This window comes from Pseudomonas mediterranea CFBP 5447, assembly GCF_000774145.1.
In the GTDB taxonomy this organism is placed as follows: domain Bacteria; phylum Pseudomonadota; class Gammaproteobacteria; order Pseudomonadales; family Pseudomonadaceae; genus Aquipseudomonas; species Aquipseudomonas mediterranea.
On record NZ_KN322987.1, the window covers coordinates 1,195,333 to 1,220,456 of the forward strand.

Genomic DNA, 25,124 nt, shown 5'->3' on the forward strand with positions numbered 1-25,124 from the left:
CACGACGATTGAAAGCCATCAGCTCACTCCCAGAATCGTTGAAAGATGCCCGTTCAGAAACTTCCCGGCGGGATCCAGGGCCTGGCGCACCTGGGTGAATTCGTTCCAGCGCGGGTACAGCGCCTGCAGCGCCCTCGCGTTCAGGGAATGCAATTTCCCCCAGTGCGGTCGGCCCTGGTATTTCCAGAAGATCGGCTCGATGGCAGCGAAGAAATTGTGATGATCCATCTGGTAATGCTGGTGGACGGAGATCGAACAACTGTCCCGTCCTTCGAACATGCTCAAGGGGATGTCGTCGGCCTTCACGTAGCGGTATTCGATGGGAAACCAGGTGCGCAGGTCCTTGTCGCGGATCAGCGCGAGGATCTCCCGCAGGCAGGCCGGTCCATGCTCGGCCGGCACTGAATACTCCATTTCGTTGAAACGCACGGTGCGGGCATTGGCGTAGATATCATGGGAGTCACCGACCCGGTCGTCGAAGTCGGCCACCAGTCGCAGGCTGTTGAGCAACGATCGACGGATCGCTGGAAAGTCGCTGCCGTACTTGTCGAGTTTCTCGATCAGGGTGACGAATTCGTTGCCGCCCTCCTCCTCGGGGCTGATGGGCGGCGTGGCCGGATCGGTGGTTTCGTTCAGGGTGATCGACAATGCATAGTCGGAGTGAGTGACCACCTGCATTTCCCAGTGCTGGTTGTCCCGGGTATTGGCTTCCACGTCTTCCAGCAACTCTTCGGTTTTCGCCACCCATTGGCGCTCGCGCAACCGATAGGCGGCGCGGTTCTGCAAGCGCACTCGGGTCACCAGCCCCAGCGCTCCGAGCGATACCCGCCCCGCCTTGAACACCTCGGGATGACGATTGGCATCGCAATCGAGCACCTCGCCGCCAGCCGTCACCAGTTGCAGGCCGACGACCTGGGAGGCATACGAGCCGAAGGCTTTGCCGGTGCCGTGGGTCGAGGTGGCGATGGCGCCGGCCAGGGTCTGATAGTCCACGTCGGCCATGTTCGGCAATGCCTGGCCGATGGCCTTGAGCACCGGACCCATGCGGGACATGGGCGTGCCGCCGCCGAACTCGGCTTGCAGGCTGGCCGCGTCATGGTCCAACAGGCCGCTGAAAAAACTCAGGGACAGCAAGGTTCCATCGGTAGGCACCAGGGCGCTGAAGGAATGACCGGAACCCACCGGGCGGATCCGTCCTTCGGCACGGGTCACCACTTGTACCAGTTCATCGAGGTCCTTGGGCGCCAACCGCGCGGCCGGCAGGCAACTCTGTGCACCGGACCAGTTGCGCCACGGGATCAATCGCGGCGCGCGCATCAGGTCGGCCAGGGCGCCCTGGCCGCCGAGCGCCGTGAAAGCGGCAACCACACCGGCCCGTTGCAGCCATTGGCGTCGTGAGTAGTCCATGGTCTGCCCTCCCTACTGGAATTGTTGGCCGGACATGAAGGCGATCAACGCCAGGAACTGCTCTTCGGAACAGTGCATGCACAAACCCATCGGCGGCATGCCGTTGTAGCCGTTGATCGCGTGGTCCAGCAGGGTGTCGGCACCCTGGGCCACCCGCGGCGCCCAGGCATTCGCGTCGCCGGTCAGGGGCGCCCCGGCGCCGGGGTTGGCATGGCAGAGTTTGCAACTGCTGTCGTAGACCTGGGCCAGCGCCGCATCGGCGGGCATGGCGTTGAAGGTCGCGGGCGCAGGCGGCTTGGCCTCTTCGCCGCATCCGGCGAGCAGCGCACCAAGCAGTGTGAGAGTCGCAGTGTGAAACAGGACAGAAGGAATGGTTGCCGACATAAGGCCCCTCTCGGCGGCGCATGGGTGCGCCTTTCTTGTTGTGGGTCTGGCAGTTCCCACGTTAAGGCACGCCGGCGTATCGCCTTGAGGTCATTGGGGGCCAGAAAAGGGGGCTTGGGCGGCCAGGGCTGATATCTGTCCATGAGGACCTGTGGCGAGGGGATTTATCCCCGCTGGGGTGCGAAGCAGCCCCTGTGTTCGGCCCGATACTGCAGCGGCAGATGAATTTTGGGGGCGCTTCGCACCCCAGCGGGGATAAATCCCCTCGCCACAAAAAAACCTTTGCCACAGAAATGCTTTGCACAGAGCCATGCCCATCCTATTCAGGATCAGGGCAACAACAACCCCTGCTCCCGCTCGCACAGTTGCACCACATAATCCCACAGCACCCGCAGGCGCACGGACTTGTGCAGTTCGCGCCGGGTGCTGATCCAGTAGCTGCGACGGATGGTTTCGTCGGGCAGCAAGGGCACCAGCGCCGGGTCGTCGCTGGCCATGTAGCACGGCAGCACGGCGATCCCCAGGCCGGAGCGTGCGGCCTGTTGCTGGGCGATGACACTGGTGCTGTGGAACACCACCCGCGGGTTGCGGCAGAAGCTGTTGAGGAACATCAGCTCCTGGCTGAACAGCAGGTCATCGACGTAACCGATCCAGGCGTGCCGGGCCAGGTCCTCGCGACTGCGCAGCGGCGGCGAGCGATCCAGGTAAGCCTGGCTGGCGTACAGCGCCAGGCTGTAGTCGGTGAGCTTGCGGGTTACCAACAGATCGGCCGCCGGGCGTTCGAGGTGAATACTGATTTCCGCCTCGCGGTTGAGGATGCTGACGAAGCGCGGCACCGCCACCAGCTCCACTTCCAGACCCGGATAGCGCTGGAACAAGCCGTCCATGCGACTGGCCAGGAACATGATGCCCAACCCCTCGGTCACCCCCAGGCGGATCTTGCCCAGGGGCGCGCTGGACTGGGTAATGTCCTCCTGGGCCAGCAACGCCACGTTCTCCATGGCCTCGGCGTGCTTGAGCAGCGTCTCGCCAGCCGGGGTCAGTTCATAGCCCTGGGCGTGTTGGATGAACAGCGCGGTCCCCAGGCTTTTCTCGATGGCTTCGATGTGCCGGGCCACGGTGGCATGGGTGGTGTTCAACCGCCGCGCCGCGGTCAACAGGCGGCCGCTGCGTTGCAGCTCGAGAAAATACCGCAGGTCATTCCAGTCGAACATGAACGCTCCTTGCACATTGCTGTTTATAAACGCACAGCCGTTGCGTAAAAACTAACATTCTTTTAACGAAAACTAACAACTACGATGGGTCAGACAAAAACAAAAAACGAGGTCGCGGATGCAACCTGTCGTCGATGAATACGATTACGTGATCGTGGGCGCCGGCCCCGCCGGATGCCTGCTGGCCAACCGGCTTTCGGCCAACCCCCAGCATCGGGTGCTGCTGCTCGAAGCCGGCGGACGCGACAACTATCCCTGGATTCACATCCCGGTCGGCTACCTGTTCTGCATCGGCAACCCGCGCACCGACTGGTGCTTCAAGACCGAAGCGCAACCCGGCCTGCAAGGGCGTGCCTTGAGCTATCCGCGCGGCAAGGTCCTGGGCGGCTGCTCCTCCATCAACGGCATGATTTACATGCGCGGCCAGGCCGCGGACTACGACGGCTGGGCCGCCGAGGGCAATGCCGGCTGGGCCTGGAAAGACGTGCTGCCGCTGTTCCGCCAAAGCGAAAACCACTTCGCCGGGGATTCCGAACTGCATGGCGCCAGCGGTGAATGGCGGGTCGAACGCCAGCGCCTGTCATGGCCAATACTCGACGCCTTTCGCAACGCCGCCGAACAGAGCGGCATCGCCAATGTCGACGACTTCAACGGTGGCGACAATGAAGGCTGCGGCTACTTCCAGGTCAACCAGAAAGCCGGCGTGCGTTGGAATGCGGCCAAGGCGTTCTTGAAACCGGTTCGCCAGCGCGCCAACCTCACCGTCCTCACCGAAGTCGAAGTCGACCGCGTGCTGCTGCGCGATGACCGGGCCCACGCCGTCAGCGCCCGCTGGCAAGGCAAAGGCATGACCTTCAAGGCACGCAAGGAAATCGTCCTGTGCGCCGGCGCCATCGGCTCGCCGGGGATCCTGCAGCGCTCCGGGATCGGTCCGCGCAACTTGCTGCAGCGCTTGGGGATCGGCGTGGTGCATGAACTGCCGGGCGTGGGCGGCAATCTGCAGGATCACTTGCAACTGCGGCTCATCTACCAGTTGGAAAACGCCCGGACCCTGAACCAGATCGCCGGCACGTTGTGGGGCAAGATGGGCATGGGCCTGCGCTACCTCTATGACCGCAGCGGCCCGCTGTCCATGGCGCCCAGCCAGCTCGGCGCGTTTGCCCGCTCGGGGCCGGAGCAGACCTCGGCCAACCTCGAATACCACGTGCAGCCCTTGTCCCTGGAACGCTTCGGCGAGCCCCTGCACAGCTTCCCGGCGTTCACTGCGTCGGTCTGTGACCTGCGCCCGCAAAGCCGTGGCCGGGTAGACATCCGCTCGGCCGACCCGCACGAGGCGCCGCTGATCCAGCCCAATTACCTGAGCCATCCCGAAGACCTGCGGGTCGCCGCCGACGCCATCCGCCTGACCCGACGCATCGTCGCCGCGCCCGCCCTGCAAGCCTTCAAGCCCAAGGAATACCTGCCGGGCCCCAGCCTGCAGAGCGAAGAAGAACTGCATCGGGCCGCCGCCCGCATCGGCACGACGATTTTCCATCCGGTGGGCACCTGCCGCATGGGCCAGGACGGCGACACGGTGGTGGACGCGCAACTGCGGGTCCATGGCATCAAGGGCCTGCGCATCGCCGATGCTTCGATCATGCCGCGCATTACCTCGGGCAATACCTGCTCGCCGACGCTGATGATTGCCGAAAAGGCGGCGCGGATGATGCTGGCGACGAACGCGACAAGCACCGTCAGCACCAAGGAGACAGCAACGGTCTGAAGAACAACCAAGGTCCCTTGTGGGAGCGAGCCTGCTCGCGATGGCGATGTGTCAGTCAACCTATTCGTTAACAGGCATACCGCTATCGCGAGCAGGCTCGCTCCCACAGGAAACGGCAGTCACCCAAGGAATGCGTCAAAGCAGGAGATGCCAAACCGGCATCGACAGTGGAACAACAAAAACAATCACTGTGAGGGATACCGCTATGTCCGAGCATGTTCAACCCCTGGAAGCCACGCACAGCGTCGGCACCAGCCAGGAAACCCAGAAAGTCATCTTCGCCTCGTCCCTGGGGACGGTGTTCGAGTGGTACGACTTTTTTCTCTACGGCGCCCTGGCGGCGGTGATCAGCAAGCAGTTCTTCGCCGGCGTTAACGACACCACGGCGTTCATCTTCGCCCTGATGGCATTCGCCGCCGGTTTTGTCGTGCGGCCATTCGGCGCACTGGTGTTCGGGCGGCTGGGGGACATGATCGGGCGCAAATACACCTTCCTGGCAACCATCATCCTCATGGGCCTGGCCACATTCTGCGTCGGCCTGCTGCCCAACTACGCCAGAATCGGCATCGCCGCGCCGATCATCCTGGTCGCCCTGCGCATGCTCCAGGGCCTGGCCTTGGGTGGCGAATACGGCGGCGCGGCGACCTACGTCGCCGAGCACGCACCCATTGGTAAGCGCGGCTTCCACACCAGCTGGATTCAGTCCACGGCCACCCTCGGGTTACTGCTCTCGCTGTTGGTGATACTGGGCTGTCGCTACTTCACGGGGGACCAGTTCGAAGTCTGGGGCTGGCGCATTCCATTCCTGCTGTCGATCCTGCTGTTGGGCATTTCCACCTGGATCCGCATGAGCCTGCATGAATCGCCGGCCTTCGTGAAAATGAAAGAAGAAGGCAAGTGCTGCAAGGCACCGATCCGTGAATCGTTCGGCAAATGGGAAAACCTCAAGGTCGTGCTGATCGCGCTGTTCAGCATCAACGCCGGGCAAGCGGTGACCTTCTATGCGGCGCAATTCTATGTGCTGTTTTTCCTCACCCAGTTCCTGAAGATGGACCCGGCCCTGGCCAACAGCCTGCTGATCGTCAGCGTGGTGATCGGCGCGCCCTTCTTCATCTTCTTTGGCTGGCTGTCGGACAAGGTCGGGCGCAAACCGGTGCTGATGATCGGCCTGCTGCTGGCGACGGCGTTGTACTTCCCGATCTTCAAGACCCTGGCCCACTACGCCAACCCGGCCATCGACCTGGCAAGCCGCCAGGCACCGATCAGCGTGATCGCCGACCCGGCCACCTGCACCTTCCAGTTCGACCCGGTGGGCAAGGCGCGCTTCGACAGCCCGTGCGACAAGGTCAAGACGTTCCTGGTCAAGCAAGGGCTGCCCTACAGCAGCATCTCGGCACCGGCCGGCACCACGGTGCAGGTCAACGTCGGTGATGTGAAGATCGAGGGGTATGACGAAGCCGCCCTGCGTGGCGCGGTGACCCTGGCGGGTTACCCGCAGAAAGCCGATGTCCAGCAGATCAACCGGCCGATGATCGTCGCCTTGATCGTGGCGCTGATCATTATCTCGGCGATGTGCTACGGGCCGCTGGCGGCACTGATGGTCGAACTGTTCCCGACCCGCATCCGCTACACCGCCATGTCCTTGCCCTATCACATCGGCAACGGCTGGTTCGGCGGCTTCCTGCCCACCGTGTCGTTCGCCCTGGTGGTCTATACCGGGGATATTTTCTATGGGCTGTGGTACCCGGTGGTGATCACCGGCGTGAGCCTGGTGGTGGGCATGCTTTACCTGCGGGAAACCAGGAGCGTGGACCTGCAAAAGAACTGAAGACAGGCATCCACCTGTGGCGAGGGAGCTTGCTCCCGCTTGAGTGCGCAGCGCTCACAAAAAACAAGGCTGCTACGCAGCCCAGCGGGAGCAAGCTCCCTCGCCACAAGGCTCTGCATTCATCCCACCTCAATGCAGCTGATGATCCTTCACCGTGCTCTCCACCAGGTCCAGCATCTGTCCCAGTGCCCACGGCTTGGCGATAAAGGCCGCGTGGTGCTTGATCCCGGCGCTTTCCGGCGTTTCGTAGCCGGACATGATCAGCAACGGTATCTGCGGCCAGCGATCCCCGGTCAGGTTCGCCAGATCCGCACCGTCCAGATTGCCCGGCATGGTGATATCGGTCAGCAACAGGTCGACAAAATCCGCACTCTGCTCGAGGAATGTCAGCGCCGAATCGGCGCTTTCCCGAGGCTCCACGACAAACCCTTCGTCTTCCAGGATTTCACACAGGAATTCCAGAATCGTCGGGTCATCCTCAACAACGAGAATCAGACGCGTGGTGGCCTGTCCGTCGCCCTTCGGCATCGAATTCATAAAGTGACTCTCCTTGATCCCGGCAATGGTTTTCGCGGTTTCAGCCGCTCTTGAAAGTTATGAGCGATGCCCTCGCGAGAAATTCATTCGGAGTACAAACCGCCCGCCGAACGTCATTCCAGACACCTCGTTGTAACGCAGCGCAACGTCTTATCTGTATATCCATACAGATAAAGCTTGCTCCCGAGGCGATCCCTGACCATGCTATCGCCCCATCACATCAGCTCAGGAAAAGGGCGTTATGCGGTTGTACCTGTGTGAGAAACCGTCCCAGGCCAAGGACATCGCCGCCGTGCTCGGCGCCACACGGCGTGGCGACGGCTGCTGGTTGGGCGCAAACGTCACGGTGACCTGGTGCATCGGCCATCTGCTGGAAACCGCCCCGCCCGATGCCTACGATGCCCGCTACAAGCGCTGGGTACTGGCCGACCTGCCCATCGTGCCGGCGCAATGGAAAATGACCGTCAAGCCAAAAACTGCCGGCCAGTACAAGGCGGTCAAGCGCTTGCTGGGGGAAGCGAAGGAACTGGTGATCGCCACCGACGCCGATCGGGAAGGCGAAATGATCGCCCGGGAACTGGTGGAGCACTGCCGCTATCGCGGACCGATCCAGCGGCTGTGGCTGTCGGCCCTCGACGAAGCCTCGATCCGCAAGGCCCTGGCCGCCCTCAAGCCGGGAGCCGAAACCTTCAACCTGTATCACTCGGCCCTGGGTCGTTCCCGGGCCGACTGGTTGATCGGCATGAACATGAGTCGCCTGTTCACCTTGCTCGGGCGTCAGTCCGGTTACCAGGGCGTGCTGCCGGTAGGCCGGGTACAGACGCCCACCCTGCGGCTGGTGGTGGACCGCGACCGCAGCATCGCCGACTTCGTGCCGGTCGCCTACTGGGCCATCGATGTGCAACTGCGCCACGCCGGCACCGCCTTCACCGCCCAGTGGCGCGCCGATCCGGATGCCTGCGACGATCAGGAGCGCTGCCTGAACCAAGCCCTGGCCCGCGATGCCGCCCAGGCCATGGGCAACGCCGATACCGCCCTGGTGACCAAAGTACGCACCGAGCGCTTGCGCGAAGCGGCGCCTTTGCCCTTCGACCTCGGCACCCTGCAGGAGATCTGCTCGAAGAAGCTCGGCCTCGGCGCCCAGGAAACCCTGGACATCGCCCAGTCGCTCTACGAAACCTACAAAGTCATTACCTATCCCCGCAGCGATTGCGGCTACATGCCCTTGAGCCAGCACAGCGAAGCCCCCGACATCCTGGCCGCCCTCGCCCAGGCCGACCCGGGCCTCGCACCGCTGCGTGAACACCTGCAACCGCAACGCAAGTCCCGGGCCTGGAACGACGCCAAGGTCAGCGCCCACCACGGCATCATCCCCACCGCCGCGGCGAAGAACCTCGACAAGCTCGCCGGCAAGCAGCGGGCGGTCTATACGCTGATTCGCGCACGCTACTTGGCGCAGTTCCTGCCCAACCATGAATATGACCGGACCCAGGCCGACTTCGACTGCGCCGGCCAAGCGCTGCGGGCCGTGGGCAAGCAGATCGTCGAGCCCGGCTGGAAACGCGCCTTGCCCGAAGCCCTGGCGCCGGCCAAGGGGCGGGAAGCCGTACAGCCGCAAACCTTGCCGGCACTGGCCGAAGGTCACGAGTGTGGCGTGGACGGAGTGACACTCAAGGACCTGTGGACCCAGCCTCCCAAGCCATTCACCGAAGGCGACCTGATCAAGGCGATGAAGAACGTTGCCAAACTGGTGGAGGATCCACTGCTCAAGCAGAAACTCAAGGACACCACCGGCATCGGCACCGAAGCGACCCGGGCGTCGATCATCCAGGGCTTGCTCGATCGCGGCTACCTGGTGAAAAACGGCAAGGCTTTGTCCGCCACCCCGGCGGCCTTCAGCCTGATCGACGCCGTTCCCCGCGCCATCGCCGACCCGGGCACCACCGCGATCTGGGAGCAGGCGCTGGACATGGTGCAAAGCGGTGAGATGAGCCTGGAGGAATTCGTCACCCGACAAGCCGCCTGGATGAGCAAGCACATCGCCCGCTGCCAGGGCATGAGCCTGACCATCAACGGCCCGGCCGGCCGCGCCGCAGCGCCCTGGAAGAAAAAGCGCAAGCCGGCCAAACGCAAGCCCGCCAAAGCCAAAACAAATTGAAATCCTCTTGTGGCGAGGGAGCTTGCTCCCGCTGGGCTGCGAAGCAGCCCCAAAACGCCATAAACGCAACCAAACCGAATCCCGCCTGATTTCAGGGCCGCTCCGCCCCCAGCGGGAGCAAGCTCCCTCGCCACAGGGACTGGCTCAGGCCGTCCTTTTTCATACCCAAACCATTTTGTCCGACAATATGTAGTGACCAAAAATAATCACTACAAAACCGTTGACGACGTCGATTTGCCCTTGCATGATGCAGACGTCTCCCCGATCGGGAGTACAGGCAACCGTTTGAGCAAGCTCGTCTGACCGCCGAGCTGTTTTTTGGATAAGGGACTGCCCACAAGGCAGATTGAAGGTGCTGACCTGGCATGACCGTCCGGTAACAAGGACGAGAAACGTCGGCGAAGGTCCTCATGATGCGCGTGGTCGACCCTCGAAAGTTGACACTGCCTTAAGGTTCTTCGCTGTTTCTCTTCGTTGTAGCGCATTTGCGTAGCAGCCCTTCGATAGCACTACACAACCGATGCACTACCCCGTCGAAGTCTGACGGACGAACGCTGACGGCCTGGTTTCGGTAGCAGGCAGGCACTTACCGAGAAGCGAAATCTTTGCGAACCACCAGACAGATCAACCAAATGGTCAAGGGGCTTACACATGAATCTGAACAATCAACCATCTATTGATGAACTGGCTCGCATGTTCGCAGCACACAAGGACACACTCGACAGCCATATCCTGTGGATCAGCAAGACAGGCCAGGTCCATATGGATTGCCTGTCGCCCTACACCCACGAAGACGAGTTCGAACGGAACCAGCAAGACCTGTGCGCCCGACTGAAGATGTACCGTCGCGGCCAAGGCTACGTGGGCAAGAAGGCTGCGGCCGACAAGGACTTCATCGGTCGTGTGCTGCAGACGCTGACCCAGGCCTGGCAGTCGATGCAAACCACCTCTGAAGTCCGGGTCATCGACCGCTTCTGCTGAGTGCACTCAAGACAAAGGGCCCGTTCCTGAAGAGGAACGGGCCCTTTGCTTTTATCAGAACACCGACCAGCCAATCCGCTGGCTGAGCAACTCCAGCGCCGCCATGCCGGCCAGGGAGTTGCCGGCGGCGTTGAGTTCCGGCGACCAGACGCACACCGTGAAGCGCCCCGGCACCACGGCGACAATCCCGCCGCCCACACCGCTCTTGCCAGGCAGGCCGACGCGATAGGCAAAATTGCCGGCCTCGTCGTACAGCCCGCTGGTCGCCATGATGGAGTTGACCTGCTGGGTCTGGCGGGCGCTCAGGATCTGTTCGCCGCTGTGCTTGCAGAAGCCGTCGTTGGCCAGGAAGCAGAATGCCCGGGCCAGGTCGATGCAGCTCATTCGCAGCGCGCAGTGACTGAAATAACTGCGCAACACCGCTTCCACGTCGTTATGGAAGTTGCCGAACGATTGCATCAGGTAAGCCATCGCCGCGTTCCGGGCGCGGTGCTGGTACTCCGACTCAGCGACCTTGCCATCCACCATCACTTGGGGATTGCCCGACAGGCGCCGCACGAAATCACGCATCGACAACGCCGGGGCGGCGAAACGCGACTGGTTGATATCGCAGATCACCAAGGCACCGGCGTTGATGAACGGGTTGCGTGGCCGACCGCGCTCGAACTCCAATTGCACCAGGGAGTTGAAGGGCTGGCCGGACGGCTCATGGCCCAGGCGCTCCCAGATGGTTTCGCCGGAATGCTCGATGGCCTGCACCAGGCTGAATACCTTGGAAATACTCTGTACCGAAAACGGCGTTTCGGCGTCACCTGCGCAATACATCTCGCCATCGTTGCCATACACGGCAATGCCCAACTGATTGCCAGGCACGCTGCCCAGGGCCGGAATGTAGTTGGCCACCTTGCCCTGACCGATCAGGGGGCGAACCGCATCGAGGATCTCGTTCAACAGTGCTTGCATGTGCGGGGGTCCAGTCATTCCCCGTTCGAGTGCGGGGATACAGACCCTAGACGCTAGTGGGCGGGATCAGAGCACACTCATGGATCAACCCGCTCACCTTTCGCTGGGAAAGAGAGGAACTGTGGGAGCAAGGCTTGCCCGCGATGAAGTCCATGCGTTCCCTCCTGGGACCGAGTCGCTGCCTCGCGGGCAAGCCTTGCTCCCACAGAACACCAATCGAGCGGTCTATAGTGAAAGATCAACCGGCAGGAGGACACGATGCGTCAGATCATGCAAAAAGAACCCTGGTGGGCATCGCCGCCCAAGCCGGGGCAGGACGAGAGCGAGCTGGAATGGGGCTGGCTGGTGATCTACAGCGAAGGCGAGCCACGCTTCGAGTTCGTCAGGGAACGCCCTTCGGACGAACAGATCCGCCACCGCAAGGGTTGTCGCGTCACGCTCGGCGCGGAATGAGCCTGCCCGTCACGGCTTGATATCCGGCAACGCCACTGCCCGGTTCGCCAGCTCGGCCTCCACCAAGTTGCCTTCGATTTCTTCGTCCAGGTAATACACCGGCGCCAGCACTCCGCTCAAGGGATGCTTGAGCGACTTGAACCACGCTTCATCAAAGGCAGCGCTCAGGCTTTTGCGAATCTGCGCTTCCATTTCCGGCCGCTCGCCTTCGTGGATGATCGCCCGAACGCCTGCCACACCCACCGAAATCAATGCCCCCGCCGCTTTTCCGGCCACGGCTGCAGCCGCCCCGGCCGCACCTCGGGTGGCGAATTGGGCTTCGATTTTCTCGCTGGTGCGTTGCGCCACCGTGGCGATCACCGCATCCGACGGGCCCGACCCCGTGGTGGCGGCTTTGTTGACGTGATCAATCAACGCGGCGTAGGCCGGCAGGGTATTCAGCGGCTCAGTGTGGACCATCTCATACAACGAAGCATTGCGCGCCGCCGGCGGGCCCAGGTTGATCGCGGGAATGCCATGCAGGCGCCGGTTCATCAGTTCGTTCGGAATTTGCTGCCGCTGTGCGATCACCCGCACCTGCTGATCGAGCAGGCGCACGTAATAGCTAGTCGCGGCGGCCCTGATGGCTTCGGGATCGATCTCCACGGCCACCGGCTCCAGCACCTGCTCGCGGTATTGCTCTTGAAGATAGAGCGCCAGGCGGTTGGAGGCAGAATCCGCCTCGCCCTTGGCACTGGCGGCATACCAGCTGACCTTCACCGCCATCCACTCCTGGGTCCAATAGCTGCTGAACCACGGGATGAACTCAGCTTCGGTCCGTTCGTACACCAGCACCCGCCAATGCTCCATCGACCCACGGGCATAGACTTCGGCTTGCTCGATAGCGCTTTTGGACGCAGCGATGATCTGCTGGTCGACCTGCCGCCAAGTGTCCTGGGAAACCGTCACCGCACTCGCCTGCTGGCCGCGCTCTGTCGTAGCGCATCCCGCCAGAGCGATCAACACGGCCAGCATCAGCGAACGCAGCACGATCGCGCCACTCCGGATTCATGTCATCCATGGCATTGAGTATAGGTGGCAGTAGACAACAAAGCTGACCCACCGCTATCGCGAGCAAGCTCGCTCCCACAGGGGTCCCGTGTGTCCTCGGAAGCAGAGTGCAGCGCAAGTCCTTTGTGGGAGCGAGCCTGCTCGCGATGACGGCAGTACAGTCAGCAAGCCAACCTCAGCCCAGCGCCGTGTCGAGAAACATCATCACCGCAAACCCCATCATCAAGCCCAGGGTGGCCGGGGTTTCATGGCCGTTGCGGTGGGTTTCGGGAATCACCTCGTGGGACACCACGAAAATCATCGCCCCGGCCGCCAGGCCCAGGCTGATGGGATAGGCCACGGCCACGCCCGACGACATGCCCAGGCCGATCACCGCGCCCAGCGGCTCCATCAACCCTGAACCGACTGCGATCAATGCGGCACGCAGGGTGCTGATGCCGGTGACTCGCAATGCCATGGCAATGGCAAGCCCTTCGGGAATGTCCTGGATGGCGATCGCCGTGGTGAGCGGCAGGCCGACCTTGAAGTCGCCGTCGGCAAAACTGACGCCGATGGCCATGCCTTCCGGCAGGTTGTGCAAGGTAATCGCGAGCACGAACAACCAGACGCGATTGATGCGCTCGGCTTGAGGCCCACGCCGGCCGCTCAATTCGTGTTCGTGGGGAATAAACCGGTCAAGGCCGATCATCAGCGCAACGCCCAACCCCAGGCCCAGCACCACGACAAACGCGGCGAGCAACTGATTGCCGCAAATCACCTGGGCGGCTTCGATACCCGGCAATATCAGCGAAAACGAACTGGCCGCCAGCATCATGCCGGCGGCGAAGCCCAACATGATGTCCTGGGTGCGCGAGGAGATGTCCCGCAACACCACGGCCATGATTGCGCCCAAAGCCGTGGCGGCAAACCCGGAGGTCCCGCCCAGCACCGCATACCCCAGGTGACGAGGGTCGGCGCCCACCAATGCGTTATAGCCGCTGTAGAGCAACAGCACGGCGACCGCCGCCAGCCCGAGCCAGAAGCTCGCACCCAGCAGCAGGTTGCCTTGCAAGGGATCCAGCCAGGTACGCCAGGGCGATCGGATCCGGGAAGTCGGCTGGTCCATCAAATATCCTTACAGGCTTAAGCCAGGCCCAATGGAAGGTTCAACAAGGGAGCGAGGGAGCCAGGCCCCCTCGCCGCTTTCCTACAGTTTGTCACCTTGCATCCCCGAACCCAAGTCGGCACCTGTGGTGGGGTCGCTCTCGGGGTTGGACATCGTCCGCGCCTTCATGTCCATCAGCAGGGCTTCGTCTTTTTTACTCAGCTGTACGCTGGCCAGGCCATCGCCGCCATCCACCGCCGGCGTGGGGTCTTCGACGAACTCCCAATCGTCGCCCTGGTTCCATGGGCCGCGTACAGCCGGCTCGCCCTGGGACATGTTGAAGTACACATTGGTGAACTCCGGCATGCCCGGCAATTTACCCTGAGGGAAATTGGGCTGGATGGAATGCAAGGCTTTTTCAAAAGACATCTGGTGAGCGATTTCCCGGGTCATCAGGAAACCCAGCGCCTCTTTTACGCCCGGATCGTCGGTAACGTTCATCAGCCGTTCATAGACGATTTTCGCCCGGGCCTCGGCGGCGATGTTGGAGCGCATGTCCGCGGTCGGCTCGCCAATGGTGTCGATGTAGGCTGCAGTCCAGGGCACACCCGCCGAGTTGGTCAGGGGTGAACCGGCACCATACAAAAGGCTGGTGATATGGGAATCGTTGCCGGCACCGTTGATATCCCGGTACAACTGCCCTTCCTTTTCCACGCCTTCGGCCATCTGGCCTTTGGCGCCCTTGTTCAGCATCACGATGATCGAACCGATGATCTCCAGGTGGCTGAGCTCTTCGGTGGCGATGTCCATGAGCAGATCCTTGCGACCGGGATCATCCTCGGCCAGCGCCTGGGTGAAATACCGGGATGCTGCCGCCAACTCCCCCTGGGCCCCGCCGAACTGTTCCAGCAGCAGGTTGGCAAGACCTGGATTCGGCTCTGCCACACGCACGGTGTATTGCAGTCGCTTGTTATGTAGAAACATGATTATGAACTCCTCGATCAGGGCACAACTTATGGGTCTGCCGATAAACGGCAGACTGACAAGAGTCTGAATATATAAAAGGAATTAAATTTACTTTTTATTCAATAATGGAGACAGGCGGTAAATACGGTCCCTTTCCACCTTCAGTATTGAATAAAGGGCCAACTGCCCAAGACCTGTCTTCTTATATTTAACAGTACAGGCCCCCGGCTTGGCGCCAAGGGGCCTGCCTGTCATGGCGCATTACGACTTACGGCCGCCGCCGTGGCTACTTTCGCCACCCTTCTTGCCGGCGTCCGAAGCTTTTTCCCGGTCGTTGGCGAAATTGCCACCCGATGCCTGGCCACCTTTACGGCCGGCTTCCGAAGCACGTTCGGGGTCGTTGGCAAAATTGCCACCAGAAGCTTGCCCGCCCTTGCGGCCAGCCTCTGCGGCGCGTTGAGGGTCATTGGCGAAATTGCCGCCGGAAGCCTGGCCGCCTTTGCGGCCGGCTTCCGAAGCGCGTTCAGGATTATTGGCAAAATTGCCCCCGGACGCTTGCCCGCCTTTTTTCCCGGCTTCCGATGCCTTCTCACGATCGTTAGCGAAATTGCCAGGGTTGTTATTGCCTGTATTAGCCATTTCATTCACCTCGTTAGTTACTGTTAGCGAACCTGTCGGCTCGTAGTATTCGGAGAACCCGGGGCCGATAAGGTTTGAACGAAGTTCGGCAGTCAGCGACGAACGGTCAGCACTTTCAAGTTCACTTTAAAAGTACAATCAACCCTATCGAACAAGCGGCAGCCGATAAATTCATTCAAATAAACGCAAAGCTATCGACGGACCTCATCTATAGCCCCGGCGCTCAATAAACAGTGCGTGTCTTTCCACGCCGTCCGCCAAAGGCCGGATGGCGCCGGCACCCCACTGCACCGGTCTCGCCACCCATGCCTCGCGCCGTTCCAGGAAGCCAAAACTCGCGGGCTGCCGGCGTTATCCTGCACCACCGCACTGTCCGGCTTGCGGCGTCCGGACACCCTGTCGCCGCTGTCCGGATAAAGATGTGCCGTTAATCAGGGGGAAATCGGGTCGCTGGCTGGAAAGGTTTCCTCCAGCGCGTCGTCCAGTTGCTTATTGGTCACGTCTCGCTCCTCGACCTTGCCGCTGCGCTCGCAATGGCAGTCTGGGGCCGGACAGGGTTCGCCGTTGGGATGCTGCTCCGCGCAGGCCTGGCTGCAATACGCCTCGCCGTCGTGGTTGAACATCCGCTGCGGATCCACCTCGCATTGGCAATCGGGGCAGCCGCATTTCATCTTCGACTCGCTCATGCTTTTTCTCCTAGGAGCCCACCAGCAACTGGACCTCCAGATTGGCTGCCGCGATACCGTGCTTGACCACATACACCTCGGCCTCCCAGCCTTTGGTCAGGTTGCGGTAGGACTGGATGCCAAGGGCCGTGCCGCTGCTCCACTCCATGACGTCACCGACGTCGATGTCGTTGGCAGAACGCAGTTCGAGCACGGTGTGGCCGTCCTCCTGCGCCACATACACACCCACCATTGCGCTCTGTCGGTTGATGGCGCGTACCTCACCACGGGTCTGATTCATACACCTCCTCTATGCGCCGGGTTGACGGGCGGCCGACCCTGGGTCGACCGCCCTTCACGTTCAGCGCTTGGCCTCGGTATGGGGATTGTCGGAGCGCTCCAGGAACGCCTGGGTGATCTCCGGCAAGTGGTCGCGCAGCCAGTCGGCCATGGCGATCTCCTGTGGCAGGATCTGTTCGCAGGCCCGCTGGGTATCGACGTCGCCGGCCGCTTTCGCCGCCGCGATCAGCACCGTGTAGGAAGCGATTTCCAGGTTTTCGAACACGTAGCCACTCATCGCGCCCTTGACCACCTCATCGCTCATGGTCATGCCACCCACCGCCTGGCCGAAAGCCATGAGCTTGCCGGCCATGTCCTTGATCATCGACGTGCTGCCGCCCAGGCGCTGGATGCACTCCTCCACCAGCTTCTGTTGCCCGAGGGTTTCCTGCAGATGCTCTTCGATGCGGGCCTTGAGCACCGGGTAGTGCTTCAGCCGCTCGGCCTGGGCCTTGAGCATTTTTTCCGCTTGCTGCTCCATGGCATGGGCGTCGTTGAGCCAATCCAGCAGGTTCTCTTTAGGCGTTGCCATTTCCTTCTCCTTTTCCGTGGTCGAAACTGCATCGCAGCGCGACGGTTCTGAAATACCGCACATAAAAGTGGATGTTCCAGGCAGAGGGAAAGTTTGAAGGAACCGCGATGCAGGGCGACGAAAGGCACGGGTGGCGGTTCGGCTTGCATTTGCGTTGCATGTTCTGCCCCTTCGCGAGCAGGCTCGCTCCCACAGGAGGTTACCGCAGTCCCCTGTGGGAGCGAGCCTGCTCGCGAAGGCAATTTGTCAGCGACATCAATGTAAGCTGACGCCCGAAGGTCCGGGCTCAGTGCATACCCAACCGAGCACCCAAATCCTGATCCTTGAGGGTATCGAACAGCGCCTGCGCCGCCGCCGAAAGTTCGTGTCCCGGTTTGGTCAGCACGCCGATGGCGCGTTCCACCACCGGATCGCCCAGGGTGATGCAACGGGCCCCCAGCTCATGCATCTGCCCGACGCACAGCGCCGGCACCGCGCTCACCCCCAGGCCGCTGGCGACCATCCGTCCGACCGTCGCCAACTGATGGCTTTCGAACTCTACCGGCAGCTTCATGCCCCGGGCCTGGAGGTGTTCCTCCAGCATCACCCGCACGGTGGAGGGCCGTTGCAAGGTGATGAATGGCTGCTCCAGCAACGTCGGCCACTGGATTTCGTTGCGTTGGGCCAGCGGCGAATCCAGCGGCACCACCGCGACGAAACGATCCAGGTACAACGGTGTGAACGCCAGGGACGAACCCTGCAGCGGCTCGAACGCAACGCCCAGTTCGACGTGACGGTCACGCACCATCTCCAACACCTGTTCGTTGATCACATCGTTGACCGTGACGTTGACATTCGGATAGCGGGCGCGGAAGGTCTTGAGGATCGGTGGCAGCAGGTTGCCGGCAAACGACGGCATCGCCGCCAGGGTCACGCGGCCGCGCTGCAAGGTGAAACGCTGGCGCATCTCATCTTCGGCGTTGTCCCAGTCGGCAATCAGCCGCCGGGCCAGAGGCAACAGGGATTCACCCTCGGGCGTCAGGGCCACGTTGCGGGTGTTGCGGCTGAACAGGCGCCCGCCCAGGCCCTCTTCCAGGGCCTTGATGGTCAGGCTCAGGGCCGACTGGGACAGGTGCAGTCGCTCACAGGCCACGGCGAAACTCAGGCTCTGGGCCACGGCGAGAAAGGCGCGAATCTGCTTCAGGGTCATGGTCGCTACGCTCCCAGCAGCAAGCGGTGAGGTTCAAGCCGCAAGAAGGTGGCGGCGATTATTGAGATTTATCAATTAATCCAATCTAAAAATCAACTTAACAAATATATGACTTGGCGCAACACTGCATTCCATTGCGACCCCATCAAGAATAAAAGAGGTGTCTATGGCAGGTTTCGACAAACGCGTGAGTTCCTATGAAGAAGCGCTGGCAGGCTTGAAGGACGGCATGACCGTCATCGCCGGTGGCTTCGGCCTGTGCGGCATTCCGGAAAACCTGATCGCCGAGATCAAGCGCAAGGGCATCCGCGACCTCACCGTCGTGTCCAACAACTGCGGCGTCGACGGCTTCGGCCTCGGCGTGCTCCTGGAAGACCGGCAGATCCGCAAGGTGATTGCCTCCTACGTGGGCGAGAACGCCCTCTTCGAGCAGCAATTGTTGAGCGGCGAAATCGAAGTCCAACTCACCCCCCAAGGTACCCTCGCGGAAAAAATGCGTGCCGGCGGTGCTGGCATCCCCGCATTCTTCACCGCCACCGGCGTCGGTACTCCGGTGGCCGAAGGCAAGGAAGTGCGTGAATTCCATGGCCGCCAGTACCTGATGGAAGAATCCATCACCGGCGACTTCGCCATCGTCAAAGGCTGGAAAGCCGACCATTTCGGCAACGTGGTCTATCGCCACACCGCGCAGAACTTCAATCCACTGGCCGCCACGGCAGGCAAGATCACCGTGGTCGAAGTCGAAGAGATCGTCGAACCCGGCGAGCTGGACCCGACGCAGATCCATACCCCAGGCATCTACGTCGACCGGATCATCTGCGGCACGTTCGAAAAGCGCATCGAACAGCGCACCGTGCGCAAGTGATCCCCTGCCCCTCGGCCCGAATGAAGGAATAACAATATGGCACTTTCCCGCGAACAAATGGCTCAACGCGTCGCCCGCGAAATGCAGGACGGCTACTACGTGAACCTGGGCATCGGCATTCCCACCCTGGTCGCCAACTACATTCCCGAAGGCATGGAAGTCATGCTGCAATCGGAAAACGGCTTGCTCGGCATGGGCGCGTTCCCCACCGAGAACGAAGTCGACGCCGACATGATCAATGCCGGCAAGCAGACCGTCACCGCGCGCATCGGCGCATCGATTTTTTCTTCGGCCGAGTCGTTCGCCATGATCCGCGGCGGCCACATCGACCTGACCGTGCTCGGCGCGTTCGAGGTGGACGTCGAAGGCAACATTGCCTCGTGGATGATCCCCGGCAAGCTGGTCAAGGGCATGGGCGGTGCGATGGACCTGGTGGCCGGTGCCGAGAACATCATTGTCACCATGACCCATGCGTCCAAGGACGGCGAATCGAAACTGCTGCCCCGTTGCAGCCTGCCGCTGACCGGCGCCGGTTGCATCAAGCGCGTGCTGACCGACCTGGCCTACCTGGAAATCCAGGACGGCGCCTTCATCCTGAAAGAACGGGCTCCGGGTGTCAGCGTCGAGGAAATCGTCGCCAAGACCGCCGGCAAATTGATCGTGCCGGACCATGTGCCTGAAATGCAGTTCGCTGCCCAGTGAGGAGAGAGTCGATGCAAGAAGTCGTGATTGTCGCCGCCACCCGTACCGCCATCGGCAGCTTCCAGGGTTCGCTGGCTTCCATTGCTGCACCGGAACTCGGCGCAGCAGTGATCCGCCGCCTGCTGGAGCAGACCGGGATTTCCGGCGAGCAGGTCGATGAAGTGATCCTTGGCCAGGTACTGACCGCAGGCTCCGGGCAGAACCCGGCGCGCCAGGCGTCGATCCTGGCCGGGCTGCCCCATGCCGTGCCGGCGATGACCCTGAACAAGGTCTGCGGCTCCGGCCTCAAGGCGCTGCACCTCGGTGCCCAGGCGATCCGCTGCGGGGATGCCGACGTCATCATCGCCGGCGGCATGGAGAACATGAGCCTGGCCCCCTACGTGCTGCCCGCCGCCCGCACAGGCCTGCGCATGGGCCACGCGCAGATGATCGACAGCATGATCACCGATGGCTTGTGGGATGCGTTCAACGATTACCACATGGGTATCACTGCCGAAAACCTGGTGGACAAGTACGGCATCAGTCGCGAAGAACAGGATGCCTTCGCCGCCGCGTCCCAGCAGAAGGCCGTGGCCGCGATTGAAGCTGGCCGTTTCGCCGATGAGATCACGCCGATCCAGATCCCCCAGCGCAAGGGCGATCCGCTGACTTTTGCCACCGACGAACAACCACGGGCCGGCACCACTGCCGAATCCCTGGGCAAACTCAAGCCCGCCTTCAAGAAGGACGGCAGCGTCACCGCCGGCAACGCTTCGTCGCTCAACGACGGTGCGGCGGCGGTGCTGCTGATGAGCGCTGAAAAGGCCAAGGCCCTGGGCTTGCCTGTGCTGGCAAAAATCAGTGCCTACGCCAACGCCGGCGTCGATCCGGCCATCATGGGCATCGGTCCGGTCTCGGCCACCCGCCGCTGCCTGGACAAGGCCGGCTGGTCCCTGGAGCAACTGGACCTGATCGAAGCCAACGAAGCCTTTGCCGCCCAGTCGCTGGCGGTGGCCAGGGAGCTGAAGTGGGACATGGACAAGGTCAACGTCAATGGCGGCGCCATTGCCCTGGGCCATCCAATCGGCGCGTCGGGCTGCCGGGTACTGGTGTCGTTGCTGCATGAGATGATCAAGCGCGATGCCAGGAAAGGCCTTGCAACACTGTGCATCGGCGGCGGCCAGGGCGTGGCCCTGGCCCTGGAACGGCCGTAATCGGCAACGGGCTCAACGGCGGCTGAGCGGACCCACGACTATCCGCACAGCCACCGGCAACACCACCGGCGCAACCTCGGTTGCGCCGGTTTTTTTTGCCTGCTGACTGTCGGGGTGGTGTTGGCTGTGAGGACGCTATCGCGAGCAGGCTCGCTCCCACAGGGGATCGGCGCCGGCCACAGAATGGGTGCTCACTGAAGACCCATTGTGGGAGCGAGCCTGCTCGCGATAGCGGTGGATCAGCAAAGATGATGTTGAATCCAATGGCGCTATCGCGGGCAAGCCTTGCTCCCACGATGTTCAGCGGTGAATGGACTGTTGTGACCACGCAGCTTTTTGGTGGGAGCAAAGCTTGCTCGCGACAGCGGCCGATCAGCTCCCCGCGCCAAACCGGTCACGGCTATTGGTCAAATGCAGCCACATCGCGGCACGGGCGGCGTCGGGGTCCTGGCGTTTGATGGCGTTGAAGATGGCCTCGTGTTCGAGGTTGGCCAACTGCGCCAGTTTCCCCAGGTCAACCTGACCCCGCTCGGCCACGTTCACCCGGGTCCTGGGGATCATCGCGCTACCCAGGTGCTGCATGACTTCGACAAAACAGGTGTTGGCCGTGGCCTCGGCGATGAGCAGGTGAAAACGCCGGTCGGCCTCGACGCAACTGTCGTTGTTGCTGAGCAACCGCTGGTAGTCATCCAGGGCCTCGCGCATCTGCTGCAAGTGCTGTTCGCTGCGGCGCTGGGCCGCCAGGGCCGCCGCCTGGGTTTCCAGGCCCAGGCGCAGCTCCAGGATGCCGCGCACCCCTGCCGCGGTGTCGACATTGAGGCGCAACCCCGGCTCGCCGGTCTGCTCCAGCACGAAGGTGCCGATGCCATGGCGCGTCTCCACCAGCCCTGAAGCCTGCAACTTGGAAATCGCCTCGCGTACCACCGTACGGCTGACACCATGCTCCAGCACGATAGCGCCCTCGGAAGGCAGCTTCTGTCCCGGTTTCAACTGCCCCAGCAGGATGCTCTGGCTGAGCTTCGCCACCAGATCATGGGCCAGATTGTGGGTACGTTTGCGCTGGGGCGCGTCGGTGTCTTGCATCGCCAGGGTTCCTCGAATACAGGCTGACTGATCCTACCACCCACGGGCTTGAGCGTGTGCACCATGACGGGATCAACTTGTATGACAACACAACAAATATCAAGATTTCTTGGCTATCCATTCAACTGACAGGCTTTCTTCATGGCCACCAGCTACATGGCAGAAATAACTCACAGCATCCACATAAACCAATAAATACGGCATAAGCAGCAATACTATCCTCTCCAAACATCATGAAAAACAACTTGTCATCGAAAAAAATCAAGTTGTATGATGTCTATCAACATCGACACCTGCTCGATGCCCCGCATAAAAACAATGAGTGGGAGAAAACCAGTGAACACATCCAGCCTCAAGGCGAATGCCGGCGCGGATCCGGTGCTGTCGTCGGCCATTTCCAAGGTCAAGCGCCACATCCTGCCGCTGTTCGTCATCATGTTTATCGTCAACTACATCGACCGTGTGAACATCGGCTTCGTACGTGCCCACATGGAGCACGACCTGGGCATCGGTGCGGCGGCCTATGGCTTCGGTGCCGGCCTGTTCTTCATCGGTTACGCGCTGTTCGAAGTCCCTTCCAACATCCTGCTGCAAAGAATCGGCGCACGTATCTGGCTGACCCGCATCATGCTCACCTGGGGCCTGGTGGCAGCCGGCATGGCCTTCATCCAGAACGAAACCCACTTCTACATCCTGCGCTTCCTGCTCGGTGTGGCCGAGGCTGGTTTCTTCCCCGGCGTGATCTATTACTTCACCCGCTGGCTCCCTGCCGTCGAGCGCGGCAAAGCCATCGCCATCTTCCTCAGCGGCTCGGCCATCGCTTCGTTGATCTCCGGCCCCCTGTCCGGGTTGCTGCTGCAGATCAACGGCCTGGGCATGCACGGCTGGCAATGGATGTACTTCATCGAAGGGATGTTCTCTGTCGGCCTGTGCGTCTTCGTCTGGTTCTGGCTGGACTCCAAGCCCCACGACGCAAAGTGGCTGGACCGTGACGAACAGGACGCGCTGGTAAAAGTCATCGATGACGAACAACGGGCTCGCGAAGCGGCTACTCCCGTCAAACTGTCCATCGGCCAGTTGCTCAAGGATCGCCAGATCATCCTGTTCTGCCTGATCTACTTCTTCATTCAACTGACGATCTACGCCGCCACGTTCTGGCTGCCGAGCATCATCAAGAAGATGGGCGACCTCAGCGACCTCCAGGTCGGGATGTTCAACTCGATTCCCTGGCTGCTGTCGATTGTCGGCATGTACGCCTTCGCCTCGATGTCGGCCAAATGGAAGTTCCAGCAAGCCTGGGTGGCGGCTGCGCTGCTGATTGCCGCGGCAGGGATGTTCATGTCCACCGTCGGCGGGCCGATCTTCGCCTTCGTCGCCATCTGCTTCGCGGCCCTGGGTTTCAAGTCGGCGTCGTCGCTGTTCTGGCCAATCCCCCAGGCGTACCTGGATGCCCGGGTGGCGGCTGGCGTCATCGCGCTGATCAACTCGGTAGGCAACCTCGGCGGGTTCGTCGCCCCGACGACGTTCGGTCTGCTGGAGCAGCACACCGGCTCGATCCAGGGTGGCCTCTACGGCCTGGCGGGCACGTCCATCATTGCCGCGATCATCGTCTTCGCCGCGCGCAATGTGCCCAAGCCCAAAGCCGCCACGACTGCGGTCAATCCAACGGCCAGCCACGTCTGATCATTCGATTCGTTCAAGGATAAGCACAATGAATTCACAAGAAGCCAGTAAAGCCCCGATCATCACCAGCATGCAGATCGTGCCCGTGGCCGGCCATGACGGCATGCTGTTGAACCTCAGCGGCGCCCATGGCCCGTTCTTCACCCGCAACGTGGTCATTCTCCAGGACAACGCCGGCCGTACCGGTGTCGGCGAAGTGCCCGGCGGCGAGCGCATTCGCCAGACTCTCGAGGACGCCCGGGCGCTGGTGGTCGGCAACCCCATCGGCACCTACCAGAAGATCCTCAACAGTGTGCGCCAGGCGTTCGCCGACCGCGACGCCGGTGGCCGTGGCCTGCAGACCTTCGACCTGCGCATCACTATCCATGCGGTCACCGGCCTGGAAGCGGCCCTGCTGGACCTGCTCGGCCAGCACCTGGACGTACCGGTCGCCGCCCTGCTCGGCGAAGGCCAGCAGCGCGATGAAGTGAAGATGCTGGGTTATCTGTTCTACGTCGGAGATCGCCAGCAGACCGACCTGCCCTATCGCAGCGAGCCGGAGGCCGACAACGACTGGTTCCGCGTACGCCACGAGAAGGCCCTGGACGCCGCCGCCGTGGTGCGCCTCGCCGAAGCCGCCCATGCGCGCTACGGCTTCCAGGACTTCAAGCTCAAGGGCGGCGTACTCAAGGGCGACGAAGAGATCGAAGCGGTCACCGCCCTGGCCGAACGCTTCCCCCAGGCGCGCATCACCCTGGACCCGAACGGCGCATGGTCGCTCAAGGAAGCCATCCGCCTGTGCCGGGACCAGCACCGGGTACTGGCCTATGCCGAAGACCCTTGCGGCGCCGAGAACGGTTATTCGGGCCGCGAGGTCATGGCGGAGTTTCGCCGTGCCACCGGCCTGAAGACCGCCACCAACATGATCGCCACCGACTGGCGCGAGATGGGCCACGCAATCACCTTGCAGTCAGTCGACATCCCCTTGGCCGATCCGCATTTCTGGACCATGCAAGGTTCGGTGCGGGTGGCGCAGATGTGCAATGAGTGGGGGCTGACCTGGGGTTCGCACTCCAACAATCACTTCGATATTTCCCTGGCGATGTTCACCCACGTGGCAGCCGCCGCACCGGGTGACATCACGGCCATCGACACTCACTGGATCTGGCAGGACGGCCAACGGCTGACCAAGGCCCCCTTGCAGATCCAGGGTGGCTGCGTACAGGTGCCGAAGAAGCCGGGGCTGGGGATCGAGCTGGACATGGATCAACTCGCCAAGGCCCATGAGCTGTACAAAGGCATGGGGCTGGGGGCGCGGGACGATGCGGTGGCGATGCAGTATCTGATTCCAGGGTGGACGTTCAACAACAAGCAGCCGTGTCTGGTGCGCTGAGTTGGCCAATCCCTTCAAGGGATCTGGTGAACATACCTGTGGCGAGGGAGCTTGCTCCCGCTTGGACGGTCCGAC

General features: G+C 61.9%; 24 protein-coding genes. 10 read left to right on the forward strand and 14 right to left on the reverse strand.

From position 1 onward, the window contains the following. Window positions 1–18 precede the first annotated feature (18 nt). The 3 genes from N005_RS25125 to N005_RS25135 form a co-directional block, all read right to left on the reverse strand. Window positions 19–1,317 carry a D-arabinono-1,4-lactone oxidase gene (locus N005_RS25125; RefSeq protein WP_392397545.1) on the reverse strand — a complete coding sequence of 433 codons (1,299 nt, stop codon included), beginning with the start codon at window positions 1,315–1,317 and terminating at the stop codon, window positions 19–21. 102 nt (window positions 1,318–1,419) lie between these two features. After that, window positions 1,420–1,791 (reverse strand): c-type cytochrome, encoded by a 372-nt coding sequence (locus N005_RS25130; protein WP_047703653.1) that lies wholly within the window; start codon window positions 1,789–1,791, stop codon window positions 1,420–1,422. Window positions 1,792–2,120: 329 nt separating this feature from the next. Then, window positions 2,121–3,005: a LysR family transcriptional regulator gene (locus N005_RS25135; protein WP_047703654.1), complete on the reverse strand. Its 885-nt coding sequence runs from the start codon at window positions 3,003–3,005 to the stop codon at window positions 2,121–2,123. Between the two features lie 118 nt (window positions 3,006–3,123). On the opposite strand from N005_RS25135, the gene N005_RS25140 reads away from it, so the two are divergent. Both N005_RS25140 and N005_RS25145 read left to right on the forward strand, forming a co-directional pair. Then, window positions 3,124–4,767 (forward strand): GMC family oxidoreductase, encoded by a 1,644-nt coding sequence (locus tag N005_RS25140; RefSeq protein ID WP_047703655.1) that lies wholly within the window; start codon window positions 3,124–3,126, stop codon window positions 4,765–4,767. Window positions 4,768–4,972: 205 nt separating this feature from the next. Continuing rightward, the gene (locus N005_RS25145; protein WP_047703656.1) at window positions 4,973–6,595 is read left to right on the forward strand and encodes an MFS transporter; all 1,623 of its coding nucleotides are present in this window, start codon (window positions 4,973–4,975) and stop codon (window positions 6,593–6,595) included. A 129-nt stretch (window positions 6,596–6,724) separates the two neighbouring features. Here the strand turns inward: N005_RS25145 and N005_RS25150 are convergent, their stop codons facing one another. Next, window positions 6,725–7,132, reverse strand: coding sequence for a response regulator (locus tag N005_RS25150; RefSeq protein WP_052126471.1), 408 nt, complete (start codon window positions 7,130–7,132; stop codon window positions 6,725–6,727). A gap of 241 nt (window positions 7,133–7,373) precedes the next feature. On the opposite strand from N005_RS25150, the gene N005_RS25155 reads away from it, so the two are divergent. Together N005_RS25155 and N005_RS25160 are read left to right on the forward strand one after the other, a co-directional pair. After that, window positions 7,374–9,290 (forward strand): DNA topoisomerase III, encoded by a 1,917-nt coding sequence (locus N005_RS25155; RefSeq protein WP_047703657.1) that lies wholly within the window; start codon window positions 7,374–7,376, stop codon window positions 9,288–9,290. A 651-nt stretch (window positions 9,291–9,941) separates the two neighbouring features. Then, entirely contained in the window at window positions 9,942–10,271 is a 330-nt protein-coding gene (locus N005_RS25160) for a hypothetical protein (protein ID WP_047703658.1), read from the forward strand. A gap of 54 nt (window positions 10,272–10,325) precedes the next feature. On the opposite strand, the gene glsB is transcribed toward N005_RS25160, so the two are convergent. After that, window positions 10,326–11,234: a glutaminase B gene (gene glsB, locus N005_RS25165; protein WP_047703659.1), complete on the reverse strand. Its 909-nt coding sequence runs from the start codon at window positions 11,232–11,234 to the stop codon at window positions 10,326–10,328. Window positions 11,235–11,492: 258 nt separating this feature from the next. Here glsB and N005_RS25170 point away from each other — a divergent pair, with 258 nt between their 5' ends. Then, entirely contained in the window at window positions 11,493–11,687 is a 195-nt protein-coding gene (locus tag N005_RS25170) for a hypothetical protein (RefSeq protein WP_047703660.1), read from the forward strand. 9 nt (window positions 11,688–11,696) lie between these two features. Here N005_RS25170 and N005_RS25175 read toward each other — a convergent pair whose 3' ends face one another. From N005_RS25175 to N005_RS25210, 8 genes are all read right to left on the reverse strand, one after another. Continuing rightward, window positions 11,697–12,716, reverse strand: coding sequence for a hypothetical protein (locus tag N005_RS25175; RefSeq protein ID WP_052126472.1), 1,020 nt, complete (start codon window positions 12,714–12,716; stop codon window positions 11,697–11,699). Between the two features lie 196 nt (window positions 12,717–12,912). Continuing rightward, window positions 12,913–13,842 carry a ZIP family metal transporter gene (locus N005_RS25180; RefSeq protein ID WP_047703661.1) on the reverse strand — a complete coding sequence of 310 codons (930 nt, stop codon included), beginning with the start codon at window positions 13,840–13,842 and terminating at the stop codon, window positions 12,913–12,915. 81 nt (window positions 13,843–13,923) lie between these two features. Continuing rightward, window positions 13,924–14,805: a manganese catalase family protein gene (locus N005_RS25185; protein WP_047703662.1), complete on the reverse strand. Its 882-nt coding sequence runs from the start codon at window positions 14,803–14,805 to the stop codon at window positions 13,924–13,926. Window positions 14,806–15,048: 243 nt separating this feature from the next. Further along, window positions 15,049–15,426 carry a con-10 family general stress protein gene (locus tag N005_RS25190; protein WP_047703663.1) on the reverse strand — a complete coding sequence of 126 codons (378 nt, stop codon included), beginning with the start codon at window positions 15,424–15,426 and terminating at the stop codon, window positions 15,049–15,051. 431 nt (window positions 15,427–15,857) lie between these two features. Continuing rightward, a complete protein-coding gene (locus tag N005_RS25195; RefSeq protein WP_230165360.1) occupies window positions 15,858–16,112 on the reverse strand; it encodes a metallothionein in 255 nt (84 codons plus the stop codon). A gap of 10 nt (window positions 16,113–16,122) precedes the next feature. Then, a complete protein-coding gene (locus N005_RS25200) occupies window positions 16,123–16,392 on the reverse strand; it encodes a hypothetical protein (protein ID WP_047703664.1) in 270 nt (89 codons plus the stop codon). A gap of 60 nt (window positions 16,393–16,452) precedes the next feature. After that, on the reverse strand, window positions 16,453–16,962 hold the full coding sequence (locus tag N005_RS25205; protein WP_041023644.1) for a ferritin-like domain-containing protein: 510 nt from the start codon (window positions 16,960–16,962) through the stop codon (window positions 16,453–16,455). A 286-nt stretch (window positions 16,963–17,248) separates the two neighbouring features. After that, window positions 17,249–18,151 (reverse strand): LysR family transcriptional regulator, encoded by a 903-nt coding sequence (locus tag N005_RS25210; RefSeq protein ID WP_047703665.1) that lies wholly within the window; start codon window positions 18,149–18,151, stop codon window positions 17,249–17,251. A gap of 166 nt (window positions 18,152–18,317) precedes the next feature. On the opposite strand from N005_RS25210, the gene N005_RS25215 reads away from it, so the two are divergent. Genes N005_RS25215 through N005_RS25225 form a run of 3 tightly spaced genes read left to right on the forward strand, consistent with a single transcriptional unit; the run spans window position 18,318 to window position 20,911 of the window. Beyond that, the gene (locus N005_RS25215) at window positions 18,318–19,016 is read left to right on the forward strand and encodes a CoA transferase subunit A (protein ID WP_047703666.1); all 699 of its coding nucleotides are present in this window, start codon (window positions 18,318–18,320) and stop codon (window positions 19,014–19,016) included. Window positions 19,017–19,052: 36 nt separating this feature from the next. Then, window positions 19,053–19,718 carry a CoA transferase subunit B gene (locus tag N005_RS25220; protein WP_047703667.1) on the forward strand — a complete coding sequence of 222 codons (666 nt, stop codon included), beginning with the start codon at window positions 19,053–19,055 and terminating at the stop codon, window positions 19,716–19,718. Between the two features lie 11 nt (window positions 19,719–19,729). Beyond that, window positions 19,730–20,911, forward strand: a complete 1,182-nt coding sequence (locus N005_RS25225) for an acetyl-CoA C-acetyltransferase (protein WP_047703668.1) — start codon at window positions 19,730–19,732, stop codon at window positions 20,909–20,911. A gap of 372 nt (window positions 20,912–21,283) precedes the next feature. On the opposite strand, the gene N005_RS25230 is transcribed toward N005_RS25225, so the two are convergent. Next, on the reverse strand, window positions 21,284–21,994 hold the full coding sequence (locus N005_RS25230) for a FadR/GntR family transcriptional regulator (RefSeq protein WP_047703669.1): 711 nt from the start codon (window positions 21,992–21,994) through the stop codon (window positions 21,284–21,286). A 318-nt stretch (window positions 21,995–22,312) separates the two neighbouring features. On the opposite strand from N005_RS25230, the gene N005_RS25235 reads away from it, so the two are divergent. Both N005_RS25235 and gudD read left to right on the forward strand, forming a co-directional pair. Next, window positions 22,313–23,677, forward strand: a complete 1,365-nt coding sequence (locus tag N005_RS25235) for an MFS transporter (RefSeq protein ID WP_144402723.1) — start codon at window positions 22,313–22,315, stop codon at window positions 23,675–23,677. A gap of 28 nt (window positions 23,678–23,705) precedes the next feature. Continuing rightward, on the forward strand, window positions 23,706–25,049 hold the full coding sequence (gene gudD / locus N005_RS25240) for a glucarate dehydratase (protein ID WP_047703671.1): 1,344 nt from the start codon (window positions 23,706–23,708) through the stop codon (window positions 25,047–25,049). Window positions 25,050–25,124 lie beyond the last annotated feature (75 nt).